An 8,844-nucleotide genomic window follows, 5' to 3' on the forward strand; every position below is an offset into this window, starting at 1 on the left:
GAGGCTCAGGCGCTCCGTTTGCGGAGTCGCTCAACGCCAAGCAGCAGTGCGAGCCCAGGGATGAGGGCGAGCAACAACCAATGCCCGTTCACGCCCAGCAACATGACCAGTTCCAGGTCGCTCCAGGTGCTGCCGTAGCTTTCGGCAAAGTTCACGCACTGCAACTGCGCAACGATGATCGCAAGCAACACAAAAACGCCGATGAGCGTTCGACGGCTGTGGATAAAGCAGCCGAGTAGAAGGAACATCAGTTGCACCGGGGCGGTGAAGAGCAGCAGTTCGAGCGCGCTGTTGCTATTGGGCTCGACGAGATAAGGCCGCTCCAGGCTGAACCCGGTTTGCCTGAGGCTAGCGGTCATCAGGCAAACGAAGAGGTAGGCAACCAGAATCAGCCCCAGGCCTTGCAACAGGCGGGCGATGAACATTCGAACGCTCAACGGCGCAACGCTGGGAGCAGGTGCAAAAGGCTGGCAGGCACTTTTGCTCGCAGGTGTGCGCTCAATGCTTCCCGCCGCTTCTGGTAGAGCACGCCCAGCCCGATAACCGCGAGGCCGATCAGGGTCAGTACTACAGGGAACAGCAGGGAGTCGGCGAATACTTCGTAGGAAAGGTACCCAAGGTAAGCCGCCACCCCCATCGCTCCGAACACCATGAACACCGGCCTGCGCAAAAGCACAGCCAGGCCCATCAGGCCCAGATTGATCAGGCAGTACACGAACTTGCCCCATTCGCTGCCGCTATCCATCAGCGTCAGCCCGCCCCAGAATGCCGCCAGCCCGGCGAGGTACCCCCAGAAGGCGTAATCGCGCTCGGTACGCCCGTCCACCACGAGAAACACCAGCAGCATGCCAAGGCCGAACCATAACGAAACGGTACGGCGTTGCTCCCAGTCGAAGACATCGCCGTAAAACCATTCGGTGAGGTCCATCGACATGAACCATAGCGCCACGGCAATCGGCATGACAATGAAAGGGAAGGGCACCAGGCGCAGCATCAGCAGGCCGGCGAGTACGGTTGCCGCCTCCATGAACAGCCAACCGCCCTGCACATAGGTGTAGTACTGGTGATAGTCGACCTGGGCATCATCCATTGGCCACCAACCGAGCAAACGCTCGATGGCGAACACCGCCAGCGGCACGATGCTGACCGCCACCGCCGCCAGTACTCCTGCGGCGATGGGTTGGCCTCGGCGTTGCAGTGACAGGGCGAACAGGGTGATCGCGGCAATGTAGAGCAGCGCCATGGCCAGCAGCGCAGAGTCGCCGATGCGCATCCAGGCTTCGGTGAGCAACCAGCCCATGGCACCCATGATCAGCAGGGCGCCGAAATAGAACGCAACGTGAGCCAACTGGAAGCTGCCGGAGGTCTGTGGCTGCTGGCGCAGGAAGTCCAGCAATGCCCGGTCCTGGCCGGGCTGCAGTATCCCGGCGCTCACGGCGCGTGCCAGGTCCTTGGCGTCGAAGCGTTCCATTCGGGTTACCTCAGATGCGGTAGGTGCTCTTGGTCATGACCTTGGCCAGCAGGCTCATGCCGAAGCGGACCGGTGCCGGGAAGCGGTAGCCGCCGGCTTCCAGGGCGGATTCTGCATGATGCTCTTCATCGACGCGCATCTGCTCGAGGATTGCGCGGGACTTGCCGTCGTTCTCGGGGATCTGCTCCAGGTGCTCGTCCAGGTGCTTGCATACCTGATGTTCGGTAGCCGCGACGAAACCCAGGCTGACCTTGTCGCTGACCAGGCCGGCGAGGGCGCCGATGCCGAAGGACATGCCATAGAACAATGGATTGAGCACGCTGGGGTGGCTGTTGAGTTGGCGAATACGCTGCTCGCACCAGGCCAGGTGGTCGATTTCTTCTTCGGCCGCATGCTCCATCGCCTTGCGCACCTGGGGTAGCTTGGCGGTCAGGGCCTGGCCCTGATAGAGCGCCTGGGCGCAGACTTCACCAGTGTGGTTGATGCGCATCAGGCCGGCGATGTGGCGGGTCTGCTGCTCGTCGAGTTCAGCGTCTGGCTGGATGATCGCTGGAGAGGGGCGGGCAGGTTGGCCGCTGAAGGGCAGCAAGGTGCGCATGGCGGTATCGGCCTGCAGCAACAAGCGGTCGAGCGGCGAATAGTGACGTTCGGTAGCCATCGGGCACCTCCGCAAGAGTGTGCCCGACAGTTTACCGCAATCGGTTGAACCGAGCTTGCCTTGGATCAGCCCGGTGGCCAGTGCATCTGGCGCTGGCCGAGCACATGCATGTGGATGTGGTAGACGGTCTGGCCGCCTTTCGGGTTGCAGTTCATGACCACCCGGAAACCTTCCTCGCAGCCCTGCTCGACGGCCAGGCGCTGGGCGGTGAACAGGATGTGGCCGGCCAGGGCCTTGTCCTCTTCGGTCAGGTCGTTGAGGGTGCGGATGTGTTTCTTCGGTATGACCAGGAAATGTACCGGCGCCGCGGGGGCGATATCCTTGAAGGCCAGAATCTGGTCATCTTCGTAGATGATATCCGCCGGGATTTCCCGGTTGATGATTTTGAGGAATAGATCGTCCACAGCACTTGCTCCATGGTGAGTGTCCGGGCCGAGTGTACTGAGCCCGATGCCGCTCGCCCAGTGGTTATTCCATGCCGACCGGGCAGTAGCGTCGATGGATCACCCCGGCCAGTTTGCGTGCCAGCCAGCGGGGTAGCAGGCGCGGGGCGAAGGCCAGCCAGCGGTTGCGTCGGCCTGGCATGATCAGTGCGCGGTTCTTGTCCAGGGCGCGGACGGTATACAGGGCAATTTCCTCGGGGCTAGGGCTGCCATCGAGCCTCGGGATGCTGCGCCGTGACGAGTGTACAGGCCCAGGGCACAATACCGAGACCTTGATCCCAGTACGCCGAAGTTCCTCGCGCAACGCTTCGGAAAAGCTCAGCACATAGGCCTTGCTGGCGGCATAAGCGGCCATCCAGGGGCCGGGTGCGACGCCGGCAAGCCCCGCGACATTGAGAATCTGCCCGCCACCCTGTATGGCCATCAGGTTACCAATGGCATGGCACAAGCGGCTCAGGGCGAGGATGTTGACCTCGAGCAGGTCCTGCTCGTCAGCCCATTCATGGGCGAGAAACGGCCCGTAGGTGCGCTGCCCCGCGCAGTTCACCAGCAGATCGATACGCCGCTCGCCTTCCTCCAGTTCAAGTACGAAGCCCGACAGGCGCAAGGGCTGGCTGAGATCGCAGGCACGGAACAGCACTTCGACCCCGAATCGTTGGGTGAGCTCGATGGCCACCGGTTCCAGCGTCTCGCGCTGGCGTGCCACCAGGATCAGGTTGCGCCCGCGCCGCGCCAGTGCCTCCGCCAGGGCAAGGCCCAGGCCGCTGGAAGCTCCAGTGATCATGGCGTAACGGGTCATGCAAGGCTCCTGGGGCGTGAGGGGCGCCTAGTGTACAGCCTGGCCGATTTGCTACAAGGCGTTGCCGCGTAGCTGCTGGCTACGATCAAGGGCCGCCTGGTATTCGTCGCGCAGACGCTCGATCAGCTCGGCGACACCAGGCAGGTCGTGGATCTCGCCAACGCCCTGGCCGGCGGACCAGACGGTTTTCCACGCCTTTGCCTCGTCGTCCAGTGGCTTGAGCTTGCCTGTCTCATGGTTGCTCTTCAGGGTGCCGAGATCGTACCCGGCCTGCTCCAGGCTCTGGCGCAGGAAGCTGGCCGGGATACCGGAGACTGCCGGGGTATGCACGATGTCGGCTGCGCCTGCACCCAGGATCATCTGTTTGTAGGCCTCCTGGGCCTGGCTCTCCCGGGTGGCGATAAAGCGCGTGCCCATGTAGCCCAGGTCGGCTCCCAGTATCTGAGCAGCCAGCAATTGGTTGCCGTGATTGAGGCAACCCGCCAGCAGGATAGTCTTGTCGAAGAACTGGCGGATTTCCGCAACCAGCGCGAACGGGCTCCAGGTCCCGGCATGGCCGCCGGCCCCCGCAGCCACGGCAATCAGCCCATCAACACCGGCTTCGGCGGCTTTCTCGGCGTGGCGACGTGTGGTCACGTCGTGAAACACCAGGCCGCCATAGCTGTGTACTGCATCCACCACCTCTTTTACCGCCCCCAGGCTGGTGATGACGATCGGCACGCGATGCTCGACGCACAGTGCCAGGTCGGCCTGCAGGCGCGGGTTGCTCTGGTGCACGATCAGGTTCACCGCAAAGGGCGCTGGTGCCTGCAGTTGCGCCAGCCCAGCCTCGATCTGTTCCAGCCAGTCCTTGAAGCCCGCACTGTCACGCTGGTTGAGCGCGGGAAAGCTGCCCACTACACCATTTGCGCAGCACGCCAGCACCAACTGCGGGTTGGAAATCAGGAACATCGGTGCGGCCACCAGCGGCAAGCGCAGGCGTTGTTCGAGCGAAGCGGGCAGGGACATGGCGAAACTCCTGTAGGCGGTGGTTTACCGTCAGAACGGTTTGACCACCACGAGAATTACGATACCCAGCAAGATGAGGACGGGCACTTCGTTGAACCAACGGTAGTAGACATGGCCGCGGGTGTTGCTGCCCGCGGCGAAGCGTTTGCGCTGGGCGCCGCACATGTGATGGTAGACGGTAAGCAGGGCGACCAGTGTCAGCTTGGCGTGCAGCCAGCCCTGGCTCAGCCAGCCGGGGTTGAGGTACAGCATCCAGCCGCCGAACACGTAGGTGGCGATCATCGCCGGGTTCATGATGCCCCGGTATAGCTTGCGTTCCATGGTGACGAAGCGGTCCAGGCTGATGCTGTCCTGGCTCTGGGCGTGGTACACGAACAGGCGTGGCAGGTAGAACAGACCGGCGAACCAGCAGACCACGCTGACGATATGCAGCGCCTTGATCCATAGATAGAGCATGGGGAGTTCCTTCAGGTTTTCACGGTCGTCAGATAGTAGAGTCCCAGCGCCCGAAGGGACATCCCAAGAGTTGTTACAGGCCTTTCGCGCCCCTATTATCGTGCGCTTTCCAGTCGGTTCGTTGATAAGGGGCAAGCGTTATGATCAAGGTCGGTATCGTTGGCGGCACGGGCTACACCGGTGTCGAACTGCTTCGTCTGCTGGCGCAGCACCCACAGGCCGAAGTGGCGGTGATCACTTCGCGTTCCGAGGCGGGCGTGGCGGTTGCCGACATGTACCCGAACCTGCGCGGCCATTACGACGGGCTGACCTTCAGCGTGCCCGACAGCAAGACCCTCGGCGCCTGCGACGTGGTGTTCTTCGCCACCCCGCACGGGGTCGCCCACGCCCTGGCCGGTGAATTGCTGGCGGCGGGGACCAAGGTCATCGACCTGTCCGCCGACTTCCGCCTGCAGGACGCCGCTGAATGGGGCAAGTGGTACGGCCAGCCACATGGCGCACCCGAACTGCTCAAGGATGCGGTCTATGGCCTACCCGAAGTGAACCGCGAGAAGATCCGTCAGGCCCGCCTGATCGCCGTGCCCGGCTGCTACCCGACCGCCACCCAACTGGGCTTCCTGCCGCTGCTGGAAGCTGGCCTGGCCGACCCAGCGCGCCTGATCGCCGACTGCAAGTCGGGTGTGAGTGGTGCCGGCCGTGGCGCAGCGGTGGGCTCATTGTTCTGTGAGGCAGGCGAAAGCATGAAGGCCTATGCAGTCAAAGGTCATCGTCACCTGCCGGAAATCAGCCAGGGCCTTCGCCTGGCGGCGGGCAAGGATGTCGGCTTGACCTTCGTGCCGCACCTGACTCCGATGATCCGCGGCATTCACGCCACCCTGTACGCCACGGTCGCCGACACCTCCGTGGACCTGCAGGCGCTTTTCGAGAAGCGCTATGCCAACGAACCGTTCGTCGACGTGATGCCGGCCGGCAGCCATCCGGAAACCCGTAGCGTGCGCGGCGCCAACGTCTGCCGCATCGCCGTGCATCGGCCGCAGGGAGGAGATCTCGTGGTGGTGTTGTCGGTGATCGACAACCTGGTCAAGGGCGCTTCCGGACAGGCGGTACAGAACCTGAACATTCTGTTCGGCCTGGACGAGCGCATGGGGCTGGCCCACGCAGGCCTGTTGCCGTAAGCAGCCGCCGAGCATCAAGGCCCGCCCTGCGCGGGCCTTTTTCATGGGCGCGACTAAAGCCGCACAATTCTTGACCGATTTTCTCGGAGAAGCGGATAATGCGCGACATCGAGTTTTATGGCGGCACTGCGCCGGGAGAATCAACATGAGCGTCGAATCCTTCACCCCCACGGCTTTGGAGTTCACCCCAGGGGCTGCGCACAAGGTGAAGACTCTGGTAAGCGAAGAGGGCAATGACCGTCTGAAGCTGCGGGTATTCGTGACCGGCGGTGGTTGCTCGGGCTTCCAGTACGGCTTCACCTTCGATGAGGACGTGGCCGAGGACGACACCATCGTCGAGCGTGAGGGTGTCGCACTGGTGGTCGATCCGATGAGCTTCCAGTACCTCGCTGGCGCCGAAGTGGACTACCAGGAAGGCCTGGAAGGCTCGCGCTTCGTGATCAAGAACCCGAATGCCACCACTACTTGTGGTTGCGGTTCGTCGTTCTCGATCTGATTGTCGTGCTGCAATGAAAGCGCCGCGCAATTGCGCGGCGTTTTGCATTCTGCAAGGTGGCTATGCCGGGTAGATGGCGCCTAGGATGCGCAAGCCTTTGGCGGCGGTCACGCTGGGGCGGTTGGCAGGGATGCCCTCCAGGCAGCAGTGGGCCAGCCAGGCGAAGGCCATGGCTTCTACCCAGTCAGGGTCCACACCATGTGCCGCAGTGCTGGCAACCTGCGCCGAGGGCATCAATGCGGACAGGCGGGCCATCAGCGCTCCATTGCGTGCGCCCCCGCCGCACACCAGCAACGACTCGGTAGCGTCCTGGGCCTGGCGCAGCGAATCGATGATGCTGGCAGCAGTCAGTTCCAGTAGGGTGGCCTGGACATCTTCGTCTCTGTAAGCAGGCAGGCGCGCAAGATGCGTATCCAGCCAGGGCAGGTTGAACACTTCGCGGCCAGTACTCTTCGGGCCGCTCCCGGCAAAGAATGGATCACTCAGCAGCGCCTCAAGCAGGGCAGGCTGGACTGCACCACTGGCCGCCCAGCTGCCATTGGCATCAAAAGCCAGGCCCTGCTTGCGTTCGACCCAGGCGTCCAGCAGTACGTTGCCAGGCCCGCAGTCGAAGCCATGCACCGGTTTGTTCTGCTCGATCAAGCTCAGGTTGCTAAAGCCGCCCACATTCAAGATGGCGACTCGCTGGCCGAGATGCCCAAACAGGGCCTCGTGAAAGGCCGGTACCAGCGGCGCACCCTGGCCTCCTGCTGCCACGTCCCGTCGGCGAAAATCACCCACCACGCAGATGCCGGTCAGTTCGGCGAGCAATGCCGGGTTGCCGATCTGCACGGTAAAACCGCGAGCGGGTTCATGGCGGATGGTCTGACCATGGCTGCCGATGGCGCGAATAGCATCAGGCTTCAAGCCTTGAGTGGCCAGCAGGTGGTTGATGCCGTGGGCAGCAAGGCTGGCCCAGCGATTCTCCGCCAGGGCTGCACGCGCAATCTCGTCCGGTCCGCTGGCGCAAAGGCCGAGCAAATCCTGGCGGAGATCGGCGGGCATGGGGATGTAGTGGGTGGCGAGCAGCTTTGGCTGCTCGTGTTGTTCGATCAGGGCGATGTCCAGCCCATCGAGGCTGGTGCCGGACATCACTCCCAGGTAGAGCGCCATGCCGTCAGCGCTTGTTGGCAGCGAGCAGGGTGGCCTTTTCCTGATCCATGCGGGCGATCAGGGGTTGGCTCTGCTGATTGAAGCGTGCGCGTTCGGCCTTGGCGATTGGGTCAGCCATCGGCACCTTCTGGCTCAGCGGGTCGACGTGCACGCCATTGACCTGGAACTCGTAGTGCAGGTGTGGGCCGGTCGACAAGCCGGTGGTGCCGATGTAGCCGATGATCTGGCCTTGCTTCACGCTGCCACCGGTCTTGATGCCCTTGGCGAAGCCCTGCATATGACCGTAGAGCGTCTTGTAGGAGTTGCCGTGGGCAATGATCACGGTATTGCCATAGCCACCGCGGCGGCCTGCGAGTTCGATGCGGCCATCGCCGGCGGCCTTGATTGGGGTCCCGCGGGGGGCGGCGTAGTCCACGCCTTTGTGGGCGCGGATCTTGTTGAGGATTGGGTGCTTGCGGCCAGCGGAGAAACGCGAACTGATGCGGGCGAAGTCCACCGGGGTGCGGATGAACGCCTTGCGCAGGCTATTGCCGTCGGCGGTGTAGTAGTTGGTGTTGCCCTGCTTGTTGGTGTAGCGCACGGCGGTGTAGGTCTTGCCGCGGTTGGTGAAGCGGGCGGAGAGGATGCTGCCGGTGCCGACCACCTTGCCATCCATCATCTTCTGCTCGTAGACCACGTCGAATTCGTCGCCTGGGCGGATGTCCTGGGCGAAGTCGATGTCGTAGCCGAGGATCTTGGCCATGTCCATGGTCATGCTATGGGACAGCCCTGCGCGCTGGGCCGAGGCTGACAACGAGCTCTTGATCACGCCGTGCGCGTAGGCGGTACGCACCACCGGCTTGCTGACTTCGCGATCGAAGGTGAAGCCCTTGTCGGTGCGGGTCAGGCGAATGGTTTCGAGATTGCTGACCTTGCTGTGCAGGCTGGTCAACTGGCCATCTTTGTCCAGTTCGAACTGCAGCACCTGGCCATGCTTGAGCTGGCTGAACTGCTTGGCCTGCTTGTTACTGGCGAGGATGTCGTGGACGGCGTTGGCAGGCAGGCCGACCTTGTTGAACAGGGTGGAAAGCGTATCGCCACGGGAGACGACCACTTCACGATGGCCTGGTGCCTTCTCTTCTTGCTTGGCGACAGGCGTGGGTTCGCTTTTGGTCTGGGCAGTGTCCGCCTCATCGCCTTCGATCTG

Annotated in this window: 11 protein-coding genes (1 of these 11 only partly in view); 2 read left to right on the plus strand and 9 right to left on the minus strand. The window is 62.9% G+C overall.

The window, feature by feature from the left end; translation table 11 throughout:
• Window positions 1-5: 5 nt before the first annotated feature.
• From PSEEN_RS02085 to hemJ, 7 genes are all read right to left on the minus strand, one after another.
• Window positions 6-425, minus strand: a complete 420-nt coding sequence (locus tag PSEEN_RS02085; RefSeq protein ID WP_011531864.1) for a hypothetical protein — start codon at window positions 423-425, stop codon at window positions 6-8.
• Window positions 426-433: 8 nt separating this feature from the next.
• A complete protein-coding gene (locus PSEEN_RS02090) occupies window positions 434-1,471 on the minus strand; it encodes a hypothetical protein (RefSeq protein ID WP_011531865.1) in 1,038 nt (345 codons plus the stop codon).
• 10 nt (window positions 1,472-1,481) lie between these two features.
• Window positions 1,482-2,129, minus strand: coding sequence for a 2-polyprenyl-3-methyl-6-methoxy-1,4-benzoquinone monooxygenase (gene coq7 / locus PSEEN_RS02095; RefSeq protein ID WP_011531866.1), 648 nt, complete (start codon window positions 2,127-2,129; stop codon window positions 1,482-1,484).
• A gap of 65 nt (window positions 2,130-2,194) precedes the next feature.
• Window positions 2,195-2,533 carry a histidine triad nucleotide-binding protein gene (locus PSEEN_RS02100; RefSeq protein WP_011531867.1) on the minus strand — a complete coding sequence of 113 codons (339 nt, stop codon included), beginning with the start codon at window positions 2,531-2,533 and terminating at the stop codon, window positions 2,195-2,197.
• Window positions 2,534-2,597: 64 nt separating this feature from the next.
• Complete coding sequence (locus tag PSEEN_RS02105; RefSeq protein ID WP_011531868.1) at window positions 2,598-3,371, minus strand: SDR family NAD(P)-dependent oxidoreductase; 774 nt, start codon at window positions 3,369-3,371, stop codon at window positions 2,598-2,600.
• Between the two features lie 51 nt (window positions 3,372-3,422).
• Window positions 3,423-4,379 carry an NAD(P)H-dependent flavin oxidoreductase gene (locus tag PSEEN_RS02110; RefSeq protein WP_011531869.1) on the minus strand — a complete coding sequence of 319 codons (957 nt, stop codon included), beginning with the start codon at window positions 4,377-4,379 and terminating at the stop codon, window positions 3,423-3,425.
• Window positions 4,380-4,409: 30 nt separating this feature from the next.
• Window positions 4,410-4,835, minus strand: a complete 426-nt coding sequence (gene hemJ, locus PSEEN_RS02115; protein WP_044487566.1) for a protoporphyrinogen oxidase HemJ — start codon at window positions 4,833-4,835, stop codon at window positions 4,410-4,412.
• A gap of 140 nt (window positions 4,836-4,975) precedes the next feature.
• Between hemJ and argC the strand changes: the two genes are divergently transcribed.
• Window positions 4,976-6,010, plus strand: coding sequence for an N-acetyl-gamma-glutamyl-phosphate reductase (argC, locus tag PSEEN_RS02120; RefSeq protein ID WP_011531871.1), 1,035 nt, complete (start codon window positions 4,976-4,978; stop codon window positions 6,008-6,010).
• A gap of 145 nt (window positions 6,011-6,155) precedes the next feature.
• Window positions 6,156-6,506 carry an iron-sulfur cluster insertion protein ErpA gene (gene erpA / locus PSEEN_RS02125; RefSeq protein ID WP_011531872.1) on the plus strand — a complete coding sequence of 117 codons (351 nt, stop codon included), beginning with the start codon at window positions 6,156-6,158 and terminating at the stop codon, window positions 6,504-6,506.
• Between the two features lie 60 nt (window positions 6,507-6,566).
• On the opposite strand, the gene PSEEN_RS02130 is transcribed toward erpA, so the two are convergent.
• Complete coding sequence (locus PSEEN_RS02130; protein ID WP_011531873.1) at window positions 6,567-7,658, minus strand: anhydro-N-acetylmuramic acid kinase; 1,092 nt, start codon at window positions 7,656-7,658, stop codon at window positions 6,567-6,569.
• A gap of 4 nt (window positions 7,659-7,662) precedes the next feature.
• A protein-coding gene (locus tag PSEEN_RS02135) for a peptidoglycan DD-metalloendopeptidase family protein (protein WP_044487569.1) crosses the window boundary here: on the minus strand, window positions 7,663-8,844 show its 3' portion. It continues 234 nt past the right edge of the window; the window shows 1,182 of its 1,416 coding nt (coding positions 235-1,416); its start codon lies off the right edge, out of view; its stop codon occupies window positions 7,663-7,665.

The organism is Pseudomonas entomophila L48 (assembly GCF_000026105.1).
GTDB lineage: Bacteria > Pseudomonadota > Gammaproteobacteria > Pseudomonadales > Pseudomonadaceae > Aquipseudomonas > Aquipseudomonas entomophila.